This window comes from Synechococcus sp. PCC 6312 (assembly GCF_000316685.1).
Lineage (GTDB): Bacteria > Cyanobacteriota > Cyanobacteriia > Thermosynechococcales > Thermosynechococcaceae > Pseudocalidococcus.
This window is the reverse complement of record NC_019680.1, coordinates 275,774-301,515: the sequence shown is the minus strand read 5'-3', so window position 1 is coordinate 301,515 and position 25,742 is coordinate 275,774. Positions and strand designations below refer to the sequence as shown.

General features: G+C 50.0%; 27 protein-coding genes and 2 tRNA genes. 10 read left to right on the top strand and 19 right to left on the bottom strand.

The annotated features are described in order from the left end of the window. Positions 1 to 25 precede the first annotated feature (25 nt). The gene (locus SYN6312_RS20880) at positions 26 to 142 is read left to right on the top strand and encodes a type II toxin-antitoxin system HigB family toxin (protein WP_071880551.1); all 117 of its coding nucleotides are present in this window, start codon (positions 26 to 28) and stop codon (positions 140 to 142) included. After that, positions 139 to 1,347, top strand: coding sequence for a transcription regulator containing HTH domain (locus SYN6312_RS01400; RefSeq protein ID WP_015123074.1), 1,209 nt, complete (start codon positions 139 to 141; stop codon positions 1,345 to 1,347). Before SYN6312_RS20880 ends, SYN6312_RS01400 begins: the two co-directional genes overlap by 4 nt. A gap of 72 nt (positions 1,348 to 1,419) precedes the next feature. On the opposite strand, the gene dnaK is transcribed toward SYN6312_RS01400, so the two are convergent. Continuing rightward, entirely contained in the window at positions 1,420 to 3,339 is a 1,920-nt protein-coding gene (dnaK, locus tag SYN6312_RS01395; protein ID WP_015123073.1) for a molecular chaperone DnaK, read from the bottom strand. Positions 3,340 to 3,602: 263 nt separating this feature from the next. On the opposite strand from dnaK, the gene SYN6312_RS01390 reads away from it, so the two are divergent. Continuing rightward, entirely contained in the window at positions 3,603 to 3,971 is a 369-nt protein-coding gene (locus tag SYN6312_RS01390; RefSeq protein WP_015123072.1) for a TMEM165/GDT1 family protein, read from the top strand. Positions 3,972 to 3,995: 24 nt separating this feature from the next. Here SYN6312_RS01390 and clpS read toward each other — a convergent pair whose 3' ends face one another. The 8 genes from clpS to SYN6312_RS01350 all read right to left on the bottom strand — a co-directional run bounded on the left by clpS (position 3,996) and on the right by SYN6312_RS01350 (position 10,598). Then, on the bottom strand, positions 3,996 to 4,292 hold the full coding sequence (gene clpS, locus SYN6312_RS01385; RefSeq protein WP_015123071.1) for an ATP-dependent Clp protease adapter ClpS: 297 nt from the start codon (positions 4,290 to 4,292) through the stop codon (positions 3,996 to 3,998). A gap of 170 nt (positions 4,293 to 4,462) precedes the next feature. Further along, positions 4,463 to 5,425 (bottom strand): cytochrome f, encoded by a 963-nt coding sequence (gene petA, locus SYN6312_RS01380; RefSeq protein ID WP_015123070.1) that lies wholly within the window; start codon positions 5,423 to 5,425, stop codon positions 4,463 to 4,465. A 6-nt stretch (positions 5,426 to 5,431) separates the two neighbouring features. Continuing rightward, positions 5,432 to 5,971, bottom strand: a complete 540-nt coding sequence (petC, locus tag SYN6312_RS01375) for a cytochrome b6-f complex iron-sulfur subunit (RefSeq protein WP_015123069.1) — start codon at positions 5,969 to 5,971, stop codon at positions 5,432 to 5,434. Positions 5,972 to 6,165: 194 nt separating this feature from the next. After that, positions 6,166 to 7,290, bottom strand: coding sequence for an aldo/keto reductase (locus SYN6312_RS01370; protein ID WP_015123068.1), 1,125 nt, complete (start codon positions 7,288 to 7,290; stop codon positions 6,166 to 6,168). 17 nt (positions 7,291 to 7,307) lie between these two features. Then, on the bottom strand, positions 7,308 to 7,823 hold the full coding sequence (locus SYN6312_RS01365) for a bifunctional nuclease family protein (protein WP_015123067.1): 516 nt from the start codon (positions 7,821 to 7,823) through the stop codon (positions 7,308 to 7,310). Between the two features lie 147 nt (positions 7,824 to 7,970). Further along, complete coding sequence (locus SYN6312_RS01360) at positions 7,971 to 8,189, bottom strand: hypothetical protein (protein WP_015123066.1); 219 nt, start codon at positions 8,187 to 8,189, stop codon at positions 7,971 to 7,973. 288 nt (positions 8,190 to 8,477) lie between these two features. Beyond that, entirely contained in the window at positions 8,478 to 8,717 is a 240-nt protein-coding gene (locus SYN6312_RS01355) for a hypothetical protein (RefSeq protein ID WP_015123065.1), read from the bottom strand. Between the two features lie 222 nt (positions 8,718 to 8,939). Next, the gene (locus SYN6312_RS01350) at positions 8,940 to 10,598 is read right to left on the bottom strand and encodes an L-lactate permease (protein ID WP_015123064.1); all 1,659 of its coding nucleotides are present in this window, start codon (positions 10,596 to 10,598) and stop codon (positions 8,940 to 8,942) included. 186 nt (positions 10,599 to 10,784) lie between these two features. Here SYN6312_RS01350 and SYN6312_RS19615 point away from each other — a divergent pair, with 186 nt between their 5' ends. Further along, a complete protein-coding gene (locus SYN6312_RS19615; protein WP_156804719.1) occupies positions 10,785 to 11,024 on the top strand; it encodes a hypothetical protein in 240 nt (79 codons plus the stop codon). Positions 11,025 to 11,061: 37 nt separating this feature from the next. On the opposite strand, the gene purN is transcribed toward SYN6312_RS19615, so the two are convergent. The 4 genes from purN to SYN6312_RS01330 form a co-directional block, all read right to left on the bottom strand. Next, on the bottom strand, positions 11,062 to 11,706 hold the full coding sequence (purN, locus tag SYN6312_RS01345) for a phosphoribosylglycinamide formyltransferase (protein ID WP_015123062.1): 645 nt from the start codon (positions 11,704 to 11,706) through the stop codon (positions 11,062 to 11,064). A gap of 6 nt (positions 11,707 to 11,712) precedes the next feature. Then, positions 11,713 to 13,041 carry a S41 family peptidase gene (locus SYN6312_RS01340; RefSeq protein ID WP_015123061.1) on the bottom strand — a complete coding sequence of 443 codons (1,329 nt, stop codon included), beginning with the start codon at positions 13,039 to 13,041 and terminating at the stop codon, positions 11,713 to 11,715. A 70-nt stretch (positions 13,042 to 13,111) separates the two neighbouring features. Then, complete coding sequence (locus SYN6312_RS18090) at positions 13,112 to 14,050, bottom strand: GNAT family N-acetyltransferase (RefSeq protein WP_015123060.1); 939 nt, start codon at positions 14,048 to 14,050, stop codon at positions 13,112 to 13,114. Between the two features lie 13 nt (positions 14,051 to 14,063). Then, a tRNA-Asn gene (locus SYN6312_RS01330) sits at positions 14,064 to 14,135 on the bottom strand. A 62-nt stretch (positions 14,136 to 14,197) separates the two neighbouring features. Here SYN6312_RS01330 and SYN6312_RS01325 point away from each other — a divergent pair. Beyond that, positions 14,198 to 14,854: a cofactor assembly of complex C subunit B gene (locus SYN6312_RS01325; RefSeq protein WP_015123059.1), complete on the top strand. Its 657-nt coding sequence runs from the start codon at positions 14,198 to 14,200 to the stop codon at positions 14,852 to 14,854. A 31-nt stretch (positions 14,855 to 14,885) separates the two neighbouring features. Here the strand turns inward: SYN6312_RS01325 and kaiC are convergent, their stop codons facing one another. The 3 genes from kaiC to SYN6312_RS01310 form a co-directional block, all read right to left on the bottom strand. Next, the gene (gene kaiC, locus SYN6312_RS01320; protein WP_015123058.1) at positions 14,886 to 16,439 is read right to left on the bottom strand and encodes a circadian clock protein KaiC; all 1,554 of its coding nucleotides are present in this window, start codon (positions 16,437 to 16,439) and stop codon (positions 14,886 to 14,888) included. A gap of 88 nt (positions 16,440 to 16,527) precedes the next feature. Further along, entirely contained in the window at positions 16,528 to 16,863 is a 336-nt protein-coding gene (kaiB, locus tag SYN6312_RS01315; RefSeq protein WP_015123057.1) for a circadian clock protein KaiB, read from the bottom strand. A 5-nt stretch (positions 16,864 to 16,868) separates the two neighbouring features. Further along, complete coding sequence (locus SYN6312_RS01310) at positions 16,869 to 17,774, bottom strand: circadian clock protein KaiA (RefSeq protein WP_015123056.1); 906 nt, start codon at positions 17,772 to 17,774, stop codon at positions 16,869 to 16,871. A 98-nt stretch (positions 17,775 to 17,872) separates the two neighbouring features. Here SYN6312_RS01310 and SYN6312_RS01305 point away from each other — a divergent pair, with 98 nt between their 5' ends. The 5 genes from SYN6312_RS01305 (at position 17,873) to lptC (ending at position 22,369) form a co-directional block, all read left to right on the top strand. Continuing rightward, on the top strand, positions 17,873 to 18,190 hold the full coding sequence (locus tag SYN6312_RS01305; protein WP_015123055.1) for a hypothetical protein: 318 nt from the start codon (positions 17,873 to 17,875) through the stop codon (positions 18,188 to 18,190). A gap of 139 nt (positions 18,191 to 18,329) precedes the next feature. Beyond that, positions 18,330 to 18,402, top strand: a tRNA-Val gene (locus SYN6312_RS01300). A 468-nt stretch (positions 18,403 to 18,870) separates the two neighbouring features. Then, positions 18,871 to 20,460, top strand: a complete 1,590-nt coding sequence (gene metG / locus SYN6312_RS01295) for a methionine--tRNA ligase (RefSeq protein WP_015123054.1) — start codon at positions 18,871 to 18,873, stop codon at positions 20,458 to 20,460. A gap of 93 nt (positions 20,461 to 20,553) precedes the next feature. Next, entirely contained in the window at positions 20,554 to 21,195 is a 642-nt protein-coding gene (locus tag SYN6312_RS01290) for an NYN domain-containing protein (protein ID WP_015123053.1), read from the top strand. Continuing rightward, entirely contained in the window at positions 21,137 to 22,369 is a 1,233-nt protein-coding gene (gene lptC / locus SYN6312_RS01285; protein WP_015123052.1) for an LPS export ABC transporter periplasmic protein LptC, read from the top strand. The genes SYN6312_RS01290 and lptC overlap by 59 nt, the downstream gene beginning before the upstream one ends. 18 nt (positions 22,370 to 22,387) lie before the next feature. Here the strand turns inward: lptC and SYN6312_RS01280 are convergent, their stop codons facing one another. The 3 genes from SYN6312_RS01280 to SYN6312_RS01270 all read right to left on the bottom strand — a co-directional run bounded on the left by SYN6312_RS01280 (position 22,388) and on the right by SYN6312_RS01270 (position 25,742). Beyond that, positions 22,388 to 23,719 carry an NAD(P)/FAD-dependent oxidoreductase gene (locus SYN6312_RS01280; RefSeq protein ID WP_015123051.1) on the bottom strand — a complete coding sequence of 444 codons (1,332 nt, stop codon included), beginning with the start codon at positions 23,717 to 23,719 and terminating at the stop codon, positions 22,388 to 22,390. A 139-nt stretch (positions 23,720 to 23,858) separates the two neighbouring features. Continuing rightward, positions 23,859 to 24,341, bottom strand: a complete 483-nt coding sequence (ureE, locus tag SYN6312_RS01275; protein WP_015123050.1) for an urease accessory protein UreE — start codon at positions 24,339 to 24,341, stop codon at positions 23,859 to 23,861. Between the two features lie 30 nt (positions 24,342 to 24,371). After that, on the bottom strand, positions 24,372 to 25,742 hold the full coding sequence (locus SYN6312_RS01270; RefSeq protein ID WP_015123049.1) for an anthranilate synthase component I: 1,371 nt from the start codon (positions 25,740 to 25,742) through the stop codon (positions 24,372 to 24,374).

Below are 25,742 nucleotides of genomic sequence, written 5' to 3'. Positions count from 1 at the left end.
TCAGTATAGTCGCCCCAATACAACTATCCTCACAGTCACTCCATGTTTAGTTGTCAAAATCCACTTCAATACTCAGATCGTCTATATCCGCTTTATTGGTATTCACAAGCAATACGACAAAATAGACCCGGAAATAATATGACTACTCTTACTCCCCCTATCCCAATTAAGCCGATCAAGTCTGAATCTAACTATGACGCAGCCCTTGAGCAAATTGCCGCACTGATGGATGCAGGGCCTGGAACTCCTGAAGCCGATGCCCTAGATGTCTTGGCCACATTAGTTGAGAATTATGAAAATCACCACTACCCGATTGGACTACCTGACCCGATCTCAGCGATTCGCTTTCGGATGGAACAACAAGAGTTGAGTCAGCGGGATCTGATTCCCTTTATCGGTAGCCGCTCAAAAGTATCCGAAGTTCTGGCTGGTAAACGTTCTCTCAGTCTCCAAATGATCCGTAACTTGCATCAGGGGCTAGGAATTCCGGCTGATGTTTTGTTACAAGAGCCAGGTGCAACCTTACCTGATAACCCTCAAAATGTTGACTGGTCTAAATTTCCACTTCCCGCAATGGCGAAACAGGGATGGATTGATCCAGACTTTGTAGGGAGAGCGGAAGAACTCATGCGGGGCTTGATTGAACGGGCTGGCGGTTATGGTTCTGTCAGTACTATGTTTTGTCGCAAGAATAGCCACATTCGTAGTACAACAGATAGTTATGCGCTTCAGGCATGGGCATTTCAACTACTGGCAGTGGCGCGTGAAACCCCCTTACCCACCTCATACAAACTAGGTTCTCTTACTCCAGAGTTGATGCAGCAATTAGTGCGACTGAGTTGGTCAGAATCAGGGCCGCGTTTAGCTCAGGAGTTCCTAGCTCGAAATGGAATTCATTTAATCTATTTACCCCATCTACCTCGCACTCATCTGGATGGTGGCGCTCTGCGACTATCCGATGGCACACCTGTCATTGGTTTAACCCTGCGATATGACCGTATTGATAACTTTTGGTTTTGTTTATTTCATGAATTAGCTCATCAAGCCCTCCACCTAGAGCTTGATCCAACTGATGCATATCTTGAGGATTTAAGTATTGCTGACCCCAAAAATGATCCGAAAGAATTTGAGGCAGACAGTTGGGCTTCAGAACAACTAATCCCCAATCACTTATGGGTTGCTGGCCGTGTAACTGAATATTCAAATATTGCTGACATTAAGGAGTTTGCAAATAGGCTACAGATTCACCCAGCGATTATTGCCGGTCGTATTCGTAAATTAACTGGTAATTATCATTTGTTTAACCAGCTTGTAGGACACAGACAAGTCCGAACTCTCTTTGCTTAAGTTAGCAAGAAAAAACCCTCCCCAAAACATTAGGAAGGGCTGTCATGATCTCAATGGATGCGGTGGGAGTGTCTACTTCGTTTCTGAAAACTCGGCATCAATCACATCATCTCCACCAGAACTCCCAGTACTGTCGGTTGGCTCAGATTCAGGCGCACCCGCCGCCCCCTGTTGATAAAGGTTAGCCCCAACACTGTAGAGAGCCTGCTGCAATTCTGGAACAAGGGCCTTCACTCGCTCAAAGTCAATTTGCTCGATGGGTTTCTTGTCGGATTCATAGCCAATTTCTGCCCGTAATTGCTTGACCAGGCCATCGACTTTATCTTTTTCAGCACCAGGAACCTTATCCCCTAACTCAGACAGTTGCTTCTCGGCCTGATAGCAGAGTTGTTCCGCCTGGTTCTTGGTTTCGATCTTCTCCCGTTTTTCTTGGTCAGCAGTGGCATTGCGTTCGGCATCTTTAACCATCCGCTCCACTTCATCGGAAGGCAGAGTCGAGGCCCCAGTAATGCTGATGGACTGTTGTTTACCACTGCCTTTATCTTTGGCGGTGACATTAAGAATCCCGTTGGCATCAATATCAAAGGTGACTTCAATTTGAGGCACGCCACGGGGGGCCGGGGGAATTCCATCTAAGCGGAAGACACCCAGACTCTTATTGTCATCGGCCATTTCCCGCTCACCCTGAAGGACTTTAATTTCCACATTGGTTTGGCCATCCACCGCAGTCGAGAAAACTTCTGATTTTTTTGTGGGAATGGTGGTATTCCGGGTAATGATTTTGGTCATCACGCCACCCAAAGTTTCCACCCCCAAGGACAGGGGAGTCACATCCAGCAGGAGAATATCTTTGACTTCACCCGCTAAGACCCCGGCCTGGACAGCCGCCCCCACGGCCACGACTTCATCTGGGTTGACGGTTTGGTTGGGGTCTTTACCCAGGATTTTTTTCACCAGTTCTAAAACCGCCGGAATCCGAGTTGATCCCCCCACCATGACCACTTCATCAATGTCTTCTTTGGATTGGCGAGAGTCACTCAGGGCTTTTTCTACCGGCACCCGACAGCGGTCAATCAGATCCGCACACAACTCCTCAAACTTGGCCCGGGTCAAGGTCATATCGAGGTGTTTGGGGCCATCTTGAGTGGCGGTAATAAAGGGGAGGTTGATTTCGGCCTGGCTGACGCTGGAGAGTTCGATTTTCGCTTTTTCCGCCGCTTCCGTTAACCGTTGCAAAGCTTGTTTATCTTTACGCAGATCGATTCCTTCAGCGGTACGGAAGCTTTCGGCCAGGTAGTCCACAATTTTTTTGTCGAAGTCATCCCCGCCCAAGTGGGTATCTCCAGAGGTAGCCAGCACTTCAAACACGCCATCGCCCACTTCCAAAATTGAGACATCAAAAGTCCCACCACCTAAGTCAAAGACGAGAATAGTTTCGTTGCTCTTGCGGTCTAAACCATAGGCTAGGGAAGCCGCGGTGGGTTCGTTGATGATCCGTAAAACTTCCAGGCCAGCAATTTTGCCGGCATCTTTGGTGGCTTGGCGTTGGGAGTCGTTAAAGTAGGCCGGAACTGTGATCACCGCCTGGGTGACATCTTCACCGAGGTACTTGCTGGCATCGTCTTTAAGCTTGCGGAGAACCTGGGCTGAAATTTCTTCGGGCGCAAATTGTTTCCCCTGAGAAGCACAGTCCAGCTTGACATTGCCGTTGACATTGAGAACTTTGTAGGGGACTTCCGTGGCTTCATGTGTGACTTCGTCAAATCGCCGCCCAATAAACCGCTTGACGGAGTAAAATGTATTTTCTGGGTTCATGACCGCTTGCCGTTTAGCAATTTGGCCAACAAGGCGGTCTCCATTTTTGGCGTAGGCCACGACTGAGGGAGTGGTGCGAAACCCTTCGGCATTAGCGATCACCGTGGGCTTTCCCCCTTCCATCACGGCCACACAAGAGTTTGTGGTACCGAGGTCAATTCCAACAACTTTTGCCATTTCTAGGCTCCTCTGCCGGGGTAAAGTGCATTAAAAACAGGGCCCAGGCCACTACAGAAAAAACTTCATCCTGCCTTGTATGTCCCTCTTGTTCTATAGTGCCGTTGCCAGGCCTGGGGTTGAAGGGGTATTTACCGAACCTGATCAAGGGACAGTATGGGCTTTCTTAATTTCATGTTTTGGTAAGTAATCTTTTGTGTTACTTCAGACCGATATTTGAGTAGATACATTAGAATACTAAAGCGAATAATTGTGAAAAGAATGTGAAAAGTGCTGCCTCTCCTAGTCCCGACTCACAGCCCCTCGCAAAATCTCCCCCAGCGGGCCCAGTACCCCCAATCTCAGTCAAAATTTACCCTTGGAGAGAGTTTTTCATTGCCTTCCTGACTGTATTTTTAGCCGAACTAGGGGACAAAACCCAACTGGCCACCTTGCTCATGGCGGCGGAATCCCAGGCCCCGTGGGTTGTCTTTTTAGGAGCCGCCTTGGCGTTGATCTTGACAAGTTTAATTGGGGTCTTTCTGGGGCGGTGGCTTGGTCAACGATTGGATGCCGATAAACTCCAAACCGCCACCGGAGTCAGTCTATTGGTCATTGCTGTCTTATTGCTGTGGGATGTGGTGCATCTTTAGAACACTCGATTATCTGCCTCATCTTTAAGCGGGTTCGACCGGAGCCATCGTTAACCCCACTCGCTTAAGTTGGAGATGATAGAGTTCTGCTTGTTCTTGGGGGCCGACCCAGACAATCGCCAAGCCCTCGAAATGGACTTGATTAGTAAGTTCCCAGGCCCGGTCACTGGTCATATTAGGGATATAGGTCATCAACGACTCGGCCACATGCTGAAACGTATTAAAGTCATCATCGAGAACAATCACCTTGTAATTGGGGTAAGGCTTCCGGGTCGTAGTTGTTGCCGCAGCTTGACGTTCTTGAGGAAGGGTGACAGCCATAGGGTCAATCTAAATCCATCACAGACATTAAATGTAGATTTAAGTTTCTATTATACCAGTCCCAAAATAATCTCCTAACCCGCACTAGGGGAATAAAAAACCCCATGCAATTCGCACAGGGTATCTTTGGATCAAAAGATCTTTAGAGCTAGGCAACCAACCAACCCAACTTAGAAATTGAGTTCGGCGGCTTGAACTTTCTCGACTTGTTTTTTCTTCAGAACCAGCATGATTTGCGAAATCGTAATCGCCCCAAAGAACACCAACAACCATTTAATCCGGTTCGGGTCTTGGAGGACAATTTCTGCATCGTGTTGGCCAAAGCCACCGACATTGGGATTTGTGGTTAGGGCCTGTCCGGCAGCAACCGTATCCCCTTCAGTGACAATCAATTCGGGGCCGGGGAGAACTGTTTCGGTTACCGACTCACCAGACTCTTCCGTAATCGCAACCGCATAGCCCCCATCATCGGATTTGGTAATACTGGCAATGGTTCCGGCCACTGGGGCGGTAAAGACATTGTTGTTGCTCTTGTCACCTGTGGGATATACCTGGCCACGGCCGCGATTACCACCGGCATGAACCGAATATTTACCAAAGTGAATTGCTTTGTCGGAGTTGGGATCTGGAGACAGGACTGGGAAAACAATTTCTTGATATTGCTCACCCGGTAAGGGGCCAACCAAGACAATGTTTTGCTTGTCCTCGCTGTAGGGCTGGTAGTAAACTCCGCTGACTTTTTCTTGCAATTCTTCCGGAATCCGATCCGGTGGAGCAATCCTAAAGCCATCGGGTAACATCAACACTGCACCCACGTTTAAGGGGCCTTTGTCGCCATTGCCTAAGACTTGCTGCACACTGGTGTCGTAGGGAATTTTGACCACCGCTTCAAAGACAGAATCCGGCAGCACGGCCTGGGGAACTTCAATTTCCGTGGGTTTCGCCGCTAAGTGGCAGTTAGCACAAACAATCCGACCGGTGGCTTCCCGTGGAGATTCATAGGCCTGTTGGGCATAGAACGGGTAGGCCGCCGCGGGTTGCATCCAGGCCAGTTGGCCGAGACCTAAAACCACACAAAGAGTTAAAAAGCCGGTCAGAGATTTAATTAAGGTTTTCATCATAGTTATTTTCATTACGACCTAAGCCCACCAAGGTTCTTTGCCAGTCCGAAAATCAGTCTCAGTCCAAGGGGTAAAGACTACTTTGTCATCGGTGACAGTTGCATTGGCCAAGGCCAAGGAGAGGGGAGCCGGCCCCCGCACCACTTTACCCGTGCTGTCATATTGAGAGCCGTGACAGGGACAGATAAATTTGTTTTCGCTGATATTCCAAGGGACAACGCAACCCAAGTGGGTACAGACCGCATTTAAGCCGTAATTAGCAATGGTGTGATCTTCTGTCACCACGATATAGGTCGGATCACCCTTCAGGCCTTGGGCCAAAGACCGATCACCCGCCAGATGTTTTTCCAAGTAGGCACTCACCAGAATGTCATTACCCAGTTCATCTTTAGCCACCAGGCCACCCCCTGCTCCCCCTGAAGAGGGCGGAATGAAGTAGCGAATCACCGGATAAAGGGCCCCCAAAGCAGTACCAGTGACGGCACCAAAGGCCAAAAGGTTCATAAACTGCCGCCGCCCCATATCGGGAACATCAGCGGATGTAGAGAGTTGAGCCATAGGTAGATATTTTGTTAAGGAATCGAAAGTAGATGGGCGGCAAAATGATTGCAATTGTTAAGCTTATTATCACATTGGATGCTCTTTCTAGCAGAAATTAGGAAATGATGTTGCGAATTGTAAATTTCCCGCCATCTAGGGAGAGAAAACTATCTCAACCATGACGATTTCCCTGCTCAACCCCCCGGTCTGACTTAATCCGTCTGCCAGAGTCGTCTGCGTCCAGGCCCCCGTAACTGGGCATGGGTATCTCGCAAGAGGGCCGGAATATTCAACTGACTGGGGCAGCGGGGCAAACAATCTCCACAGTCCGTACATCGCGCTCCTGGGCGGCCGGGAAACCAATGGCCCGCCTTTTCTAGCATCTGATAGCGATAGGCCCCATAGTCCTGCATCCCCAGGCCCACGGTTAAATTGCGTAATCGTAAAATTTCGGGAATGGCAATCTCTTCTGGACAGGGTAAACAGGCATAACATTGGTGGCAGTGCTCCAGGCCCAGAGTCGTTTGTAAATGATCTTCAATCCGCTGAAAAATCTCCTGCTCCAGATCCGTCAGGGGAGTGGTTTGATCGGCAACTTCGAGGGGAAACGGCACTTCATCCGGCCGAGCGGGGCCAAAACTGAGGGTTGTAATGGCGGGTTGGCTGAGGAGAAAGCGATAATTCAGGTGCAAGGGATGGAAGGGGTGACAAAGTTCGATCAGTTGGGGTGAAGGTTGATAGAGCAGGCCGCCTTTGTCCGCTGGCGAGATCATGAACACCCCCATGTGTCGCTGTTGGGCTAACTGAATCGCCGCGGCATTGCGTTGAAAAAAGTAATTGTAGTGGAGATTAACAAAGGCAAATTTACGGGTTTCGATGGCCTGGCATATTAACTCCAATGATCCGTGGGTGGAAAAGCCAATTGCGCCGATTTTTCCGGCCCTTTGGGCTATTTCTAACACCGGTAAACAAAACTCTAAAGCCCAGGCCAGGTGTTCCGAGGTATTAATCCCATGAATGGCCAGATTATCAATATAATCAACTCCCAATCGTTGGAATGAACGATCTAAACTGGCCGCAAATTGGACTGCATGAGGGACTGGTAAAAGTTTGGTGGTGAGGTAAACATCTTGGCGGTTGATGGAAATTTTCAGGGCCTGGGCCAAAATTAACTCACTATCACCATAGGCCTGGGCTGTTTCAATGTGGTTGACCCCGAAGTCTAGAGCCGTTTTAATGACCGCTAGGGCCGCAACTGAATCATCTAAATACCGCATTGTCCCCAGGCTGAAGACGGAAAGGGTTTGCTGGGTTTGGCCCCATTGCCGATATTGCATTTCAGGGATTAGGGAGACTAACTGGCCGAGGAATCTTCTAAATCTTGATCCTGTCCTTGATGGGTAAAGTCCTCTGGGCGAATCTTATCCAAAAACTCCCGAAAGGCCTGGCGTTCTGCTTCGTCTGCATCGCGATCTACTGGAATTGAGGCATCGGCCACCACTTCTTCTAAGACCCAAATTGGGCAGTCAGAGCGAACTGCGAGGGCAATGGCATCACTGGGGCGGGCATCAATCTCTTTTTTGATCTCACCTTGACGGAGGGTTAATACCGCATAGTAGGTGTTGTCTTGCAGGGAATGAATCACAACCCGATCTAAGGTCATCTCCCAGGCCTGGAGGATATTCGTCATCAAATCGTGAGTTAGGGGGCGCACGGGTTTTTCTTGTTCCAGTGCTAGTAAAATTGCCTTGGCTTCAGCTTGCCCAATCCAAATCGGTAAGGCCCGGCGCTCCGTCCCATCTTTGAGGAGAACAATCGGGGTTCGAGTAGCCGCATCGAGGGCAATTCCTGCAACTCGCATTTCAATCATTGGCCTGACCTCAGCAAACGACAGCGACAGATGATGACCTTTGCCCTTGATCCTACTTCATTCCCCCTCTGCGCATGAGCAAAACTCTACAGAGGACAGAAGATTTAGGGAATCCCTCAGCCCTGGCTTAGGAAACACGGGTCAGGACTATTCTTGGGGCGGAAAATTTAGCCGATCTCGCTCTAGGGAGGCTAAAAACCGTTTCTGGACACTATCCGCAGCAATTTCGAGGAGCTTATCAATGGGGGTATCGTTAATAAACTTGGACGCGGCCTGGATATACTCCCGATTTGGGCATCTTTCCCCTAAAACACAGCCATTCACACAGGCCTCGGCACAGTTAATCTCAGTAATTGGGGTTTCCATCACAAATCTCCTGGAGGCGGATAGGATATACCTTTCTCATTTTGCCTTTCCTTAGCTACAAATCGGGACACAGGGCTAATCTATCGGCGTATCAGGCCAAGATTGAGAGCAACTTACGATAATAAAACGCAAGGAGCTTTGCCCCTCAGACCTTCCCAGAATTGACCACCCCCAATCATCTAGTTCTGACAGCGAATCGTAGGCCGGGAAATCTGAGCATAGCCATACCTGGGATTCATTGATGATCATTGGTGGTGCTATATTGCTTCCGAGCAGAGCATATTGGCTCTATTCTGCCATGACTGTAGGTTGGGAGAGACGTTGCTGCCGGAAATCCTCTAAGCTAGGCCCATCTTCCCATTCAAGAGAGTTCAGACAGTTAGATAACTCAGACTGTTCAGACTGCGTGAGCCAAGGATTAAGGCTAAAGGGAATTGAGAACTGGCCCTTATCCTTAGCTCGCTGCTCTGCCAATTTTCTCAAAGAGTCAATTTTGTCCCTAGTTTCTTTAGAAGTTAATTCAGCCATTTTTAGGTATCCCTCACTCGCTTAACTTTACCGTCAGGATAAACATGAACAACTCGGCCGCTAAAGTCTCCTATCCAGACAATCCAGATACCAGATTCAGAGGAGTAAAACTCATCGTAAATAACCCCAGCAACTAAATAAGCCTGGATTATTTTCCACTGTAAATCAGTAGGACTCAAAATAAATCCTCTCTAACTCTATCTGAAACTTTTTGTCTTTTCCTTACGACTTCCATTGGCTCAACAACAGTCCGACCAGGCCAGCAAAGCCAATGTAATACAGGGCGGGAGCTAACAACCAGCGAATTAACACCCCTTCCAGGCCCAATAAACCCACCGTAGCAGCCGCCGCAACAATATTCGGGACACAAATCACATTCCCCGCTGAAGCCCCGACACATTGCAAGGCTAAAATCAATGGGGCCGAGAGGTTGAGCTTTTCCGCCATCCCAAACTGAAACAGGGAAAACATCATATTACTCACCGTCACACTTCCGGCCACAAACGCGCCAATCAGCCCAACCACGGGGGCAAACAAGGGCCAACTATTGCCAACCAAAACCGCCAGGCCAGCGGCTAATTGCAGGGGCATACTGTCTATCCCTTGGGTATTTGTGCCTGAGTTAATGAATACCCTGGCCAGCAGGACAGCCGACCCCAAGGCCAGCGCAACATTCAACAAAATTGGCACGGTACTGCGAACAGCCTGTTGAAACTTGGGCCACTCCATCCGATGTAAAAAATAGGTAATCCCCGCCACAAACAGGAGAATGGTGGGCGGTAGATAGAGTGGCTGAGTAGAAACCGTTAAGCTTGTCCCAAAGAGGTTGCTCCAACTGGGGTGCCAGGCCTGTAATCCGGCTTTCAAGGGGGGGACAATTCGGGAGAGGACTAAAAAAATTCCCACTAATCCATAGGGTAACCAGGCCAAAACTGGGTTCATTAGGGCCTGGGGAGGTTCGGCGGCGGCATTCCTAGAGAGATCCCAAAACTCATCCCATTGGTCACGAGGGGGAAAATCCCAAACTTCAGCCGGAGTAAACCACCCTTGGCGAGCCACAAACACCGTGATCCCCAGGCCTAAAAGTCCCCCAACTAGAGTCGGAAATTCTGGGCCAATAAAAATCGCCGTCAGGAGATAAGGAACTGTAAACGCTAAACCCGCAAATAAGGCAAATTTCCAGGCCCCCAGGCCCGTCCGCCAAGACTTTTCGTCCCCAAAAAAACTTGTTAAGGTTATGGACAAAATTAACGGGATTAAGATGCCAACAAGAGTATGGATAATCGCCGCCTCAACTCCCACCTGCTGGAGAAATCCATCAACACTGCCCCCAAACTGTACTAAGTTTTCCTCAAAAGCCGCCACTCCTCCTAACCCAGCCCGAATACCAATCACAATCGGTGTTCCCACAGCCCCAAACGTGGAGGGGGTGCTTTGAATAATCAGGGCCATCATCACCGCTGCCAAGGCCGGAAACCCAATCGCCACCAACAACGGGACACAAATCACAGCCGGAGTTCCAAATCCAGATGCCCCCTCAATAAAGCTGCCAAATAACCAGGCAATAATCATCGCTTGGATGCGCCGATCAGCCGTAATGGACGTTAAACTTTGGCGAATGGCTGGAATTGCCCCCGAGGCCTGGAGGGTATTCAGTAATAAAATCGCCCCAAAGACAATATATAAAATCTCTAAGGCAATTACGCCCCCCTGCACAGTTGCTGCTGCTACCCAATTCCAGGGAACTTGCCATAAAACTAGGGCAATTAGCACTGTCACGATATAGGCTACAGGCATTGCCCGATTTGCTGGCCAGCGCAAGCCAATCAGTAGCAAAAATACTGTAAAAATCGGAATCAGAGCAATTAGGGCATAAATCACAGGAGAATTAGGAGTACATCATTTGGCATACTACTAGACAGACTGGTTTTACAGATAGTTGGACCTGTGCCGTGCGACGATCTAGTTATGGTATGGGAATTGCCAGTAAGCAAGTTATGCCTTAATTCAGCCCACTGACAGAGTTGATTAATGCCTTTCCTCAACTGCCCCCGTAGAGGATTAGGAATGTCTCGAAATCGCAGTTCAGAATTCAAGACTTTTGTCAGCGGAGTCATTAGTTCCTGGGATATTTTGGGGGCAACTAGCGATTTAGAAAGCATCCGGTATAAACCACTTCGCCGCCGTTATCGTGAGCGATCCTTGAGGAGTGTCATGGGGCGTGATTTAAGAAACGCTCATATCAGCAGTTTGTCAAAGAAAAGAAACTCGAATACCGTTGTGACTGAGCCAGCAGCATCCCACTAAACTCAGGATTTTTTGGCTGCGGTTTATGACCAGTGGCTCAACTCTGGGCCTGATGCAATAGGTGAATAGCTTGCTTGAGAATTCGATGCTCTTGGGTCTGGATGCGGGCATGAAGACTAGCGGGATCATCATCGGGGAGGACAGGCACGGCTGCTTGCACCAAAATCGGCCCACTATCAACTTCTAAACGGACAAGATGGACGGTACAGCCTGTGATTTTTACCCCGGCGGCTAAGGCCTGTTCAATAGCGTTCAGGCCCCGAAAACTGGGGAGCAAACTGGGATGTAAATTCACCACCCGGTCAGGAAACGCATCTAGTAAAACTTCGGTCACAACCCGCATCCAGCCAGCCATGATCACCCAATCCACTTGATAGGCTTGCAACACTTTCACAATGGCCTGGTCAAGGTCAGTCCGGCTAGCAAAGTGGCGATGGTTGAGGAGTTGATTGGGAATATTCCAGGCCTGGGCTTTTTCTTTAACTGTCGCCTCAGGATTGTTATAAATCAGGACTTTAATTTCGGCTGGGAGTTCACCCTCGGCAATACCTTGGGCCAGGGCGGCAAAATTACTACCTGTTCCCGATGCCAAAATACCGAGCTTCAAGGGGGGGAGGGGGGAGTTTGATAATCGGCCAGGGGGAGCCACTAGGGCCGCAAGGGAATCAAGGGCATGGGTCATGGGGAATTAACGAACAACCAAGGGAGTCTGAATTTGAGTCGCCAGGAGTTCTAAGCTTTTAGCCACAATTGGATCCCTTGGACTGGGGATGGCCTGGGGATTTAAGCGTAATTCCTGATCGATCCCTGGGCTTTCAGGCACAATCACATCGGGAATAATTCCCTGTTGGGCAATGTCGCGACCACTGGGGGTTAAATAGCGGGCGACGGTGACGACTAGGGCAGAGCCATCAGACATTTCATGGACGGCCTGGACACGGGCTTTTCCAAAGGTGTGAGTCCCAACCACCAAGGCCCGCTTTTGGTCTTGTAAGGCCCCGGCTAAAATTTCACTGGCACTGGCGGAATTGTTATTCACTAAAATCACTAAGGGTAGATTGGTCAGGGCCGTTTGATTAGCGCGCACCTCTTGGGGTTCATCCTGTTGTTGGCGAATGCGGACAATCACACCACTGGGGAGCCACTGTCTGGCAATGTCAATCCCTGCATCTAACAAACCACCGGGATTATAGCGCAGGTCAAGGATGAAGCCTTGGACTTTAGATTTTTTCAAGGCCTGGACTGCGGCGGCCATATCCTGACTGGAGGTTGAATTAAAACCACTTAAACGAATATAGCCAACGGGAGTGCCCGCCAAGGAAAAAGTTTGGTATTGAACGGTGGGGTCAATTTTACCTTCCCGCTTAATTTCAACCATAAATGGCTTTTCACTGCCCCGTTTGACGGAAAGTTTCACCGCCGAACCCGCCGGTCCTTTCATCAAAGTTTGGGCCCGCTCCAAGGTGAGTCGATCGGTACTGCGCCCATTAATGGTGACAATTTCATCGCCCACTTTCACATTTGCTTTCGTAGCGAGAGACTGAGGGACAATCGCCGCTACTTGGAGGATATCCCCATCCTCTTGTAAAACCAGGCCCACATCCACCTGTTCTCCTTGGGTTTGCCGCATCAGTTGACTATATTCACGGGGGGGAAGAAAGCGAGTGTAAGGATCGCCGAGTGTGGCTAGGGTTTGTTGAATGGTGGCATAGGCCTGGTCGGGGCTACTGTAGTTACGGGAGAGCAAATCTGTACGCAGGCTCTGCCAATCCTGTTCATTAAACTTGGGATCAATGTAGTACTGATTGAGAAATTGCCAGGCCTCATCTACCAAGGCTTTTGGAGAATCTTGGAGGGGAGCCGCTAAGCCCGGACTTGCCCCAAACCAGAACCCCAATAGCCCCAGACCCAAACCTAGGCCAGACTGGAGCATCTTTCTCTTGACGATCAACTGAAAAACGGCTTTCCCCGCCTGATTCCGGCACTCAGACGTTAATTCCTCAGACACCTCGGCCATAAGTTACAACCCAATGACGGTTTTTAAGGAAAGTGGCTAAATAAATTTTACTGTGGCAATGATTATCATCTTAGCGAATTGATCCGCAATCTTGACTACGGGCCGCCAAAGTTGTTAATGCTGCTCCAGTCAGATAACAAAAACGCCAGTCTGGAAGGACTTCAACCCCCAGGCCAGTTGCCAACCAAGGATCAGCTTCCTCCAAGTTGACGACCCACTCTAACCGCTGATAGTTGCGAATGCAGCAAACCTGGGCCAGATCCCGGAGTCCTTTTTCTGCCAGAGTTCGCGCAAGGGGCGTTGAATTTCCAAAGCCAACTCGATCGGCGACAAACAGGCCGGGTTGGGTTAAAAAGGTGGAGTAACTGACATAGGTGCGGATCGATCCGGGTTGGCCTGGCCAGCCCCAAATTTCACTGCTGGGAATCGCCGACTGCGACCAGGCCGGGGCAACCGAGTTGAAGGCAGAGTTTTCCGTTGCGGTAATGGTTTCTAGAGAACCCAGTAAATCATCATCCCCTAAGGATTGCTGGCCCAGCCAGATTAAAACCTCTCCTGTCATCCGACCGACACGGGCCTGGGGGGGAATAGTCGCACCAAGCTGTTGGTAGAACTGAATCGCAGGGGTATTCTCCGCCAAAACAGTCCATTGCATGGCATTCCCACCCTGTTCAAGGGTTAAGTTCGCCAAAAATGCCAACAGGGCTTGCCCCAGGCCTCGCCGCCGGAAAGCTGGAGAAATATATAAATCTTCCAGATATAATCCACGATTCAAACCATTGATAAAGGGGAATCCCAGGCCATAGCCCACCGGTTCACCCCCCCATTCCACGAGCCAGGCCTGGGCGTTTACAGGAGGCATAAATAAATGCTGGTGGAGTTGGGCCGGGGTTCCAGTCACGGTATCGGCCAGGTTTTCATAGGCCGCTAACGCTTGGATAAACCCAAAGATGGTGTTTTCATCCCCAGGCCGAGCCGGGCAAATGGTGGGGGTAATGGATTCAGACATTGAGGTTAGGTCACTCCCCAGGCCGGATTCGAACCAGCGACCAATCGGTTAACAGCCGACCGCTCTACCACTGAGCTACTGAGGATTAAGGACAATTACTTACTATAGTGGCAATAGGGAACCGCTGACAACCCCCTTTCTTAAGCTATGTCCCAGGCCGATCCGAATCGCTATCTCCGGTTAATGCCCCTTGCGGCTGGGGTCGTGGGCGGGGTACTCCTCCTCCTCAATCGGTTAACCAGTCTTGAACTGACGACATCCCAGGCCCGGTCGGATGTGGTGGGGACGATCCTGGGGGCATGCCTCATTTTGACTGGATTAATTTGGCAACAGGTTCAACCGCTCCCCCCGGAATCCGTCATCTTAAACGGCACAGAACGGTTTGAGCTTTTGGAACCCCTCCCGGATGCCTTAAAACTAGAACTGGCCTGGGCCTCCCATACCTTACTAACCAACACCCCAACCCAAGCCCTCGTGATTTGGTATCGGGGCCAAGTCCTCTTGCGGCGAGGAATTTTGCCAGACACAACAATGACAACCCCTGGCCCGATTGTTCAACAAGCCCTGGCCAAGGAACGCCCCATTTATTTAGTGAAGTTACCCCTCTATCCCGGCCGGGTTGAATTTGATTATTTGCCAGACAATACCCAAGGCCTGATTTGCCAACCCCTAGGGCGGGAAGGAGTGCTGATTGTGGGGGCCAATGCTCCCCGTAGTTATACCCGCCAAGATGAGCGTTGGATTGAAGCGATTGCGGCCAAACTAGCCGCAGCCTGCCAGACTTCCCTCGCCACACTAGACTAAGGTTTCCCCACTCCTTGGTTGCGACTGATCACTACAACCCGCGGACATCCTTAGCAATTCGCGCTAGTTCACTTTTTTCGTCAATGGCAATGCGAGTTGGGGAACCACTGATAATCCCCTCAAAGTTCCAGAACGAGCCCTTAATATCGGCCCCATGCTCCGTAATCACATATTCCCGAATTCCCTTATCATGCCAGGAACCCCGCATCTTAAAGACGTTTAATGCCCGCGACATCTCACCCCGAATTTCCACATATTGCAGCAGAATAATCGAATCCGTAATCGTGGAAATATGAGACTCCGTAATCGAGTTGGATCCCATAAATTGATCGGTGGTGTTGGTAAAGAAGCCCGTTAATTCCTCCTGTTTAGCAAACCCAGTTACCCCAATCACAAACTGCCGGAAAGCGTTATTGCTCACCCCCCGCGCCAAGGCCGACAAGGAGTCAATGGCAATCCGGGATGGCTTAAACTCGGCAATTTCCGACTTAATAATTTGTAGATGATCCTCCAGGCCCGCCGACTCCGGATAGGCACAGATAATCCGTAACAGGCCCTGCTGTTCTAAGTCTTCAAAATCAATCCCCCAGGAGGAGGCATTCCGGGACAGTTGGGCCCGCGACTCTTCATAGGCAAACAATAGGGCCCGCTCTCCCGACTTACAACCCGTTTCGAGGAACTTACTCACCAGCAGGGTTTTCCCCGTTCCCGTCGCCCCCGTGACCAGAATAATCGAATCTTTGAAGAAGCCGCCGCCGCACATTTCATCCAGCTTCGTCACACCGGAAGAAACCCGCACATTGGAAGAGCGTTGGGTCAGGCGCATGGCCCCTAAGGGGAAGATATTAATGCCTTCCGAGGTGATGGTAAATGGATATTCCCCCTTCATATGGGTGGTGCCGCGCAGTTTGAGAATTTCCGCTGTCCGCCGCCGCCGTTCCCCTTCTAAGACATTACGGAGAATCACCACATTATCAGAGACAAATTCTTCCACGCCAAACCGGGCCACAGGGCCATATTCATCAATCCGCTCCGTGGTCATGATGGTCGTCACACCCAGTTGCTTCAGCCGCGCCGCGAGGCGAAAAATTTCCCGCCGCACCACGGAGGCCGCATCGTACTGTTGGAAAACCGCTGTCACTGAATCAATGGAGACCCGATTAGCTTTATATTTGCGAATTGCATATTGAATCCGTTCAATCAGGGCGGACAGATCAAAATCCCCAGCCACTTCCTGCCCTTCCGGATCCGGTGAGGCATCAAGGATGAATAACTTGCCTTGGTCAATCAGGGTTTGCAGATCCCAGCCAAAACTAAGGGCATTTTTAATGATGTCGTTGGGAGATTCCTCAAAGGTGACGAAAATGCCGGGATCGTCAAAGATCGTGATGCCGTTGTAGAGAAATTGCATGGCTAAAAGGGTTTTGCCTGTCCCCGATGTGCCGCTGACTAAGGTGGTTCGGCCCTTCGGTAGCCCCCCCCGGCTAATGTCATCAAACCCCTCAATCATGGTTCGGACTTTTTCCACTTCAGTCCGGTGAAGGCGGGGCAATGTGGGTAAATTGTCTGAATTAGAGGTTGTCATAAAAATGTATTATCCCAATCCGGCAAAACAGAGAAGTCGCTAAAAAATTTTAAATCTCAGGTAGAAGGGATTATTCATCAGCAGAGCGTTACCCACCATCATCTTGGCGCGCAAACTCTGTCCCTGGATCAGAGATTTCTTCGTAGAGTAAATCCAGGCCAATTAAGACTTTTTCCCGGTCTGAGAGATCGCCGATAATTTTTCGCACCGGCGGCGGCAGGATTTTAGACAGGGTGGGCGTGGCAAGGATTTTGTCTTCTTCCGCCAGTTGGGGGTTTTTGAGCACATCAATCACCTTGAGGGCATAGACTCCCTTGAACTCTTGGTCGAGAATGTTGTTTAAGGTTCGCAACGCTCGGACAGAATTGGGGGTATTGCCAGCGACATAGAGTTTGAGAATATAGGTTTTTCGCAACGGACTCATGGGAATTAGGCCTCGCGGGGGATCGAACGCCGATACATTTCGCAGAGGTGGGCAATCACATCAATTAAGGTCAAACGATAATCGAGGAGAATATCCTCATTGCGCCCCTCTAGTTTAAGCTGCTTGGCAAAATTATCCATCAATTCGATATGAATCTCCAAAACTTGGGATACGGATATGTCGGCAAAAAAGGCTTTGGTGACAAAGGCATCCATCAGGGTGTTGACATTACTATTTTGATGAAAGTATTCCAGGATAATTTGTCGGTAGTTGGCCTGAAGCTCATCCAAAAATTTTGCTTTGGTAGTTGCCGGCATATGGCGGAAAAACTGTTGAGCCTCTCGTTTGTAATACACTCCCAAATACCCTAAGCGTTCTTTAAGACGTTCCGAGAGAATATTTTGCCGAGATGAGTGATTCTGTAAAGTCTCTGGAGACAGGGCTAAATCTGGAGGCAGGGGCAGGGGGCAGGCCTGGGATAGTTTAAGGAAATGAGTAATGGCGTGCTCCAAGATCATGGGCATTTGTGGAGGGCTGGCCTGGTTCAGAATAATCTCGGCAGCATGATAGTGGGGGGGATCCTGGGGCGACAGTTCAGACTCAGGGCCAATCAAAATGGCCGGAAGGACGGTGGCACTGTGATGGAGATAAGTAAATAAGTCTCCCAGGCCCGCTTGCCACTCCACAATCAAGCAATCCACCTGATGCCGATGTTGATCCAAGTAGGTACTAAAACTCGTGATCTGCGGAAAATTGATCCATTCGTAGTTTTCCGGAGTTTTGACAAATTCTGCCGTTAGTGCCTTACTCAGGCCTGGGGAATGAACTAAGCCACAAATATTGAGACGATAGGGGCGGTTCACAGCCAGTTCACGCAAATCATTGAGATAAACTTCGATATTTCTTAACAATTATTTTATCATCTTAACATCAAAATCTCATGCCTAAATCTCCGGAAATGGCTGGAAAACCTTGCTAGATTAAGTCCAGACGCAACTGGAAATAAACCATGAAACAGAAAGCGGTATTTTGTCTAGTCTTGGGCCTGGTGAGTTTCCCCCTAGTTGCTCACGCCGAACCCTACCCGACTCAAGCGGTGAATCAATTTGTCTCGGCCTGCCAAGATAGCTTCCAATCCCAAATTCCAGGCCTGGCAGCGAAGGGGGGCAATTACTGTCGCTGTGTGATCCAGGAACTCCAAACCAAGCTGACTTTTGATCAATTTAAGCAACTGGGAGGAACCCTTTCACCTAACGATAGTGCCTCCCTCAATAATCCCGTCTTGGTTGACACGGCCCAAATCTGCATGAGCAAAACCCTCCAATAGATATTTGGAGTTTCAACCCCTCACTTAATCGCTGTTAGCTTAACATCGGAATACTGTGATCGATTTTATCATCCATGCTATAGTTTTTTTCCGGTAAATGTTCTCTTTGGTTGTGGGGAAGGCTATTATAGCTAAGTTGGGGCGGTTAGCTCAGTTGGTAGAGCGTCTCGTTTACACCGAGGTTGTCGGGGGTTCGAGTCCCTCACCGCCCATTATCGGAAACGTATACTCAAGGTACAAGTATCCAAAAGAGGTAATCATTGTTCCATCCAGCTTTGAGTCACTTTGACTTCGGTCAGGCCTGGGTCGAGGGATATTGTCGGAAGAGATTGAGAACTCTATGTCGAATCAAAGCAACGTTTTCAGGGGCATGGTCTTTGCGCATGCATGAATGCTCTTTCCTAAAGGCCACATCCAAGACCCAATGGCTAGGCATCGCTTGGACAAAAGTTTGTGCTCCAACTAAGGTTGCTGCTCTCGGTTCCCCTAGTGCTTGAAAGTGCGATGGTAAGTTGGATGTAGGTCTGATGAGGGTAGTCATAAGAAAGTCTAGATTTGGGCATTCCCACCTTTATTTCTTCGGGTATGCGTTTGCCCGGCTCTCCACCTAGGCACATCTCCAGCCCCCGCCCAAAACAAGCTAGGATCAAAGAAAACTTAATCACGGCGATTTTTAGCTCATGTCTGCTGGCCCCACTCGATTTGCCCTGACTACCCCCCTGTATTACGTCAACGATCTCCCCCACATTGGTAGTGCCTATACCACCATTGCCGCCGATGTTCTAGCCCGGTTTTATCGCTTACAGGGGACCGAGGTTCTGTTGATTACGGGCACCGATGAACATGGGCAAAAAATTCAACGGACTGCCGAGAAATTAGACCGTTCTCCCCAGGCCCATTGTGATCAAATTGCCGCTGGCTTCCAAGATTTATGGCAAAAATTGGATATTCATTACGACCGTTTTAGCCGCACCACAGATCCTCGTCATACCCAAATTGTCGAAGAATTTTTTCAGCGAGTTTGGGCCAAGGGGGATATTTACCTAGGGCAGCAACAGGGCTGGTATTGCGTAGATTGCGAGGAGTTTAAGGAAGAACGGGATTTACTACCCAATAAACATTGTCCGATCCATATCAACCGGCCAGTGGAATGGCGAGATGAGCGCAACTACTTCTTTCGACTGTCTCACTATCAGGATGCCCTCTTGGCCCACTACCAGGCCTGCCCTGACTTTATCCAACCCACCAGCCGCCGCAATGAAGTTCTCAGCTTTGTGGGAAGGGGACTCCAGGATTTTTCAATTTCTCGGGTGAATATGAACTGGGGCTTTCCGATTCCGGTTGATCCCAGCCATACCATTTACGTCTGGTTTGATGCCCTCTTGGGATATGTCACCGCTCTCTTAGAACCCGACCAGGCCCCGACTCTCGAAAATGCTCTAGCTAAATGGTGGCCGATTAATCTGCACTTAATTGGCAAAGATATTCTCCGGTTTCATGCAGTTTACTGGCCAGCGATGTTGATGTCTGCTGGATTTCCCCTCCCACACCGGGTCTTTGGCCATGGCTTTTTGACGAAAGACGGGCAGAAGATGGGGAAAAGTTTGGGGAATACCCTGAATCCCTATGAGCTGATTGCGAACTTTGGAGCCGATGCTGTCCGGTATTACTTCATGAAAGAGATTGAGTTTGGCCGGGATGGGGACTACGCCGAAACGCGATTTATCAATACTGTCAATGCCGATTTAGCCAATGATCTGGGAAATCTTTTGAATCGCACCTTGAAAATGGCCGGAAAATACTGCCAGGCCAAGGTTCCAGAGATCAATGTGGTCAGCCTCAGTCCTGAACATCCACTAGTCATCTGGGGTAAAACGGCAGGAGAAACAGTGAACAATGCCTATGGAGACTTAAACTTCACCTTAGTGTGTCAAACCGCCTTGAACTTGGCCCGCACAGGGAATAAATACCTGGATGATCAGGCCCCTTGGAGCTTATATAAAAAAGGTGCGCTAGAACAAGTTGCGGAAATCCTCTATACCGTTCTAGAGGCGGTACGATTGGCAGCCTATCTACTCGCCCCGATTATTCCCAATACAGCCAGCAAAATCTATCAACAACTGGGATATAGCATAGATTTTAATCACCCAGAAACATTGCACTATTTAGAGTCTCATCAAACCTGGGGTATCCTCCGGCCTGGACAAGCCCTCGCCCCACCGGAGCCTGTGTTTCAGAAATTAGTCGCCCCAGAAACCCCAGCAGCCTAAGTTGCCCCCAACAAATGAGAGTTTGAGCTAGGCTGGAGTGAGTATTTATACTATAAAATTTTCTCTTTTGAAATTGAGGATAACATCGTTTTAATGATTACACCAGAGCAAGGGGTCATTTACACTCCTGAGCAGGTTCTCGAGAATCGCGGTCGAGTAGCCATTTTCATTGATGGTTCTAATTTATTTTATGCGGCCCTGCAACTTGGAATTGAGATTGACTATTCCAAACTTCTCTGTCGCTTAACAGCGGGGTCGCGGCTGTTTCGGGCCTTCTTCTACACTGGGGTTGACTCCACCAACGAAAAACAACAGGGGTTTCTCCTCTGGATGCGGCGCAATGGCTATCGGGTCGTTTCTAAGGAACTGGTGCAGTTACCAGACGGCTCCAAAAAAGCCAACCTGGACGTGGAAATTGCCGTCGATATGATGTCCCTAGTCGGTTGCTACGATACGGCGATCTTAGTGAGTGGGGATGGGGATTTAGCCTATGCCGTAGATGCCATTAGCTATCGAGGAGCGCGGGTCGAGGTTGTCAGTTTGCGCTCAATGACTAGCGATACCCTGATTAATGTTTCCGATCGCTACATTGATCTCGATACAATTCGGGAGGACATTCAAAAAGCCCCCCGCCCGGCCTATACCTATCGTCCCCTCTCTGGAGTGACCACCCCTGATGTTGTTTCGGAACCTTGGTTATCTCCCAAACGCCCGGAAGACATGGAAACACCCTAAAAAGGCTGGTGGCCATCCCTATGCTGCTAAGTCCGTCATCTTTTCTGTGCTCTTGGTGACTGGCCTGGTGGGAGCAATGGGGGGCTGTCATTGGGGCCAAACTACCTCCACCGCAGATTCTCCCATTGAGGCCGAGGTTGAAGGGGGGGTCAATTTTCGGAATCTTGTCCTGCGCCAAACCAATCCCAAGGGGGAACTCCTTTGGAAAATTCAAGCGGAAACGGCCACCTATAGCCCGGATCGAAAAGTTGCCCACCTTAAAAATGTCAAAGGAGAACTTTTAGATGCAGGCCGACCTGTTTATCAACTCACCACTCCCCAGGCCCAGGTACAGCAACAGCAAACCCAACTGATTCTCAATGGGCCGGTGAGGGTGCAGGACTTACGCAATAAAGTAGTCTTAGTCGGCCGAGAATTTATTTGGCAGCCCAATCAAAACCAACTCCTGGCCCGCCAAAATCCCCAGATCCGCTATCCGAAAATTACCCTCACGGCCAAAGAGATCACCGCCAATAGTAAAACCCAGCAGGTGCGGGCCCAACAGAATGTCCAAGTGGTATCCCAACGTCCAGATTTCCAAGACTTGCAACTGACGGCCCATATCCTTTTGTGGAATGTGAAAGAAGCCCAACTGATCGCCGGTTCCCTGACTAATCGAAAACTGCGGGGGGTAGAAGTCAAACGGATCAAGGGGCCCAATGCCGGAGAACGAGCTATCGGTGGGGAACTGGCCTGGAACTTAACCGAGAAAGTCCTCACCTTACGGGAGCAGGCCCAAGTTCATCTCGTTAATCCCGATGTCCAGGTGGCTGGGAGTGCCTTAATGTGGCGGGTTGAGCAGCAAGAAATTTCTAGTAATGAGCCGCTCCAGATTTTTAGCCCCAGTCAAACCCTGACCGCCCAGGCCCAGGCTGGCCGAATGGATCTGGCTCAAGAGCGCGTTGAGTTACGGGGGCAAGTCCAACTCAATCGATCCCGGAATCCCGCCCAACTCAATGCTGATCAACTGACTTGGTTCCTGCCCACTCAGAAAATTAACGCCCTGGGTCGTGTTTTTTATCAGCAACAGACCCCATTTCTGCGGGTCAAAGGGACTGAGGCGGTGGGTTGGTTAGATAAACAAGAGGTGATTGTCTCCGGGCGAGTTCAAACTCAGGTGATTCCGGTGCAGTGATCCCGCCCCAGTTGATCATCAGGCTTTGCCCACTTGCTCTGGGATAGCTGCCAGTGGTTCCATGTCTTGATTAACCCGCCCATCTTCCCCAGTAATCAGCCGTGCACCCCGATTGCGGGTGAAATAGCTCCAGGCCCATTGGGTCATGACGACTAACTTATGATCAAATTCAATTAGGTAATAAATGTGGGCAAAGACCCAAATCAACCAGGCCAATGGCCCCGAAAACTTCCAGCCCCAAAGGTTGACCACCGCTTCATTTTGCCCAATCACCGCCAAGCTACCGGCATCGTCATAGTTGAAGGTGGGGAGGGGTTCGCCTTTGACTTTGGCCCTAATGAGTTTAGCAAGATATTCCCCTTCTTGAATAGCAACGGGGGCAATGCCGGGGAGAGGATTACCGTTTTGGTGGGCATAATTGGCCAAGTCCCCAATCACATAAATATTGGGATAGTTGGGTAAGCTCAAATCCGGCTCGACAATCACCCGGCCCACACGGTCTAAACTGGCTCCCGTTGATTCGGCTAAAACCCGGCCTAATCCAGAGGCTTTCACACCGGCGGCCCAGAGGATTGTATGTGCGGCAATTTTCTCGACTTCTTCCCCATGTTTAGTGGTGACGATGTTATCGGTAATGTTCGTAACCAGGGTGCGGGTTTTGACCGTTACACCTAATTTACTGAGGGAGGCTTCGGCTTTAGCAGAGAGGTCTGCGGGGTAAGGGGGCAAAATCCGATCTAGGCCCTCCAGCAGTAAAATCTTGGTTTCGCGAGTGTCAATATTCCGAAAGTCCTGTTTCAGGGTCGCAAAGGCCAGTTCGGCGATGGCTCCGGCTAATTCAACACCTGTGGGGCCGCCGCCAACAATGACAAAGGTTAACCAGGCCTGGCGTTTGACCGGATCCATTTCTTTTTCGGCAGCTTCAAAAGCCATAAAAATTCGGCGGCGGATTTCTAGGGCATCTTCCACGGTTTTCAGGCCTGGGGCCGTTTGTTGCCAATGATCATTGCCAAAGTAATGATGACTCACCCCCGTAGCTACGACCAAGCTGTCATAGGGAATTTCTCGGCCTTTGGTTTTGATGGTCTGAGTCTGGGGATCAAAGCCCGTCACTTCTTCGAGGAGCACCTGAACATTTTTGTAGCGGTTGAGAATGGCCCGTAACGGAGAGGAAATATTCGCTGGAGAGACACTACCCGTGGCCACTTGATAGAGGAGGGGTTGAAAGAGGTGGAAATTGCGTTTGTCAATCAGAGTGACTTTCACCGGGGCCTGGCCGAGGGATTTGGCTGCATATAACCCGGCAAACCCACCTCCAACAATGACCACATGATGTAACGTTTCGCTCATACCACTCCAGGCCTGGAAAACTGAAAAACTTTAAGCAACTTAACATTGATTGACTTAGTTGTAACCCAATCCCCCCAGAAATTGAGTGCTCTAGGTAACGAATTCCAGCCCGGAAGCCCCAGATCTATAACCGACTGATTCACGGCTGGTGATGGTCATGGCCAGAATGATAGGCCCCCAGTTCAGGCTGAAAGGGATGGGATCCTAGTTCAACGGTTAAGCCCCGTTGGTGGAGGAGTTTTTCCAGGACTGGGTCGGGGCTAATCCGTAAATAGGTCGGTTGAATTTGGAGGGGAACATGACGATTGCCGAGGTGATAGGCCGCTTGGAGAAGTTCCAGGGCAGTGGGGGCAGTGATGGTTAAGACGGGTTCGGCCTGGGCCTGGATGCCAAGGAGGATCGGTGCGATTGGGGGTTCGGCAACGGTGGCCTCTGGTTCGGCCTGGAGTAAGTCCCCATCGCGCAGAACTGTCCCACGGGGTAGTTGCAGAAAAACACGCTCTCCAGTGGTCGTGACAAACCAATGGCGCGATTTAGTCCGTTCTGTGGCCGTGAGGGAGAGAAAAAGACTGGGGGCCTGGTCTGGAGCAGGATTGAGGCGGGTGTGGGCAACTAGGTTCATGGGGATTTGAGCACAATTCAAAAAAATAGGTCAGGTTGAAGTCTTTAAGGCCTGGAAGAGCGCTTGGGCTTTTTGCAACGATTCAGACCATTCCCGCCTGGGATCACTATCGGCCACAATACCCGCCCCAATTTGGCCCCAGGCCTGGGTTTGATCAGCATTCACCAATAAAGTCCGAATGAGAATATTCAAATCCAAATGGCCCCGCCGATCAATATAGCCACAGGAGCCATAAAATAAATTTCGCCGCACCGGTTCCAATTCTTCAATAATTTCTAAGCAGCGGACTTTTGGACAGCCGGTAATTGTCCCCCCTGGAAACAGGGCTTTAATCACATCCAGGCCCCCAATTCCAGGTTTTAAGAGGCCCCGGATATTGCTGACCAAATGAATCACATGGCTATAGGTTTCCAAAACCAAGAGTTCATCCACGTCCACCGTTCCCCACTGACAGACCCGGCCCAGATCATTCCGTTCTAAATCCACTAGCATGATGTGTTCGGCGCGCTCCTTGGCATTACTGAGGAGTTCTTGGCCGAGTTGGGCATCACTCTGAGCATCTTGGCCCCGCGGTCTCGTTCCAGCAATCGGTCGGGTTTGCACCTGTTGATGGTGGACTTGAACCAGGCGTTCCGGGGAGCAACTGACAATATGGCCCCAAGGGGTTTGGACATAGCAACTAAAGGGAGATGGGTTAATTTTTTGGAGTTGCCGATAGACAGACCAGGCCTGGATGTGTCCCGTGACTTGAAAGCGTAAGGAGAGGTTGGCCTGGAAAATATCGCCAGCGTGGATATATTGCTTGGCCTGGTTGACGCGGGCCTCATAGTCTGTTTGGTTCAAGGTGAGTTGGGGCGGCGTTAAATTTGGCCTGGGACAAGAAGAATGGCTTAATTCTCCCAACTGATCACAAGCTCCAGGTCGTAATCGGTGCATTAACTCCTCTAAGCGTTCTGAATCACCAGCCGCTAACCATAATTGATCCTGATGATGATCCAAAACAGCGAAACAGGCGGGTTCATACCAAAAGGCGATGGGTAGGGGGAGAGAGTCGGGTCGGGTGTAGGGGAGTTGTTCAATTTCCCAGGCCAAGTCGTAGCCCAACCAGCCTAGCCAGCCGCCAATAAACGGTAAATGCGCTCTTGAATCATCAGGGGGTTCTGAGGTTGTAGTGGCAAAAAGATGTTCTAAACAGGGGAGAATTTGCCCAAGTTCAGGAATCCAGACCTGGCCGGGTTTGGGATTGCCAGCACAAATGGAGTAGCGGGCCTGGGCTTGGTCGCTATCGTGAGGACTTTCGAGTAAAACCGCAATGGCCTGGTCTAAAAAAAGTCGTCCAAATATTTCGGAGCTAGTGCGCCCTTCTAAAGGTAAATTTTGCCAAAGTAGTTGATCAGCCAC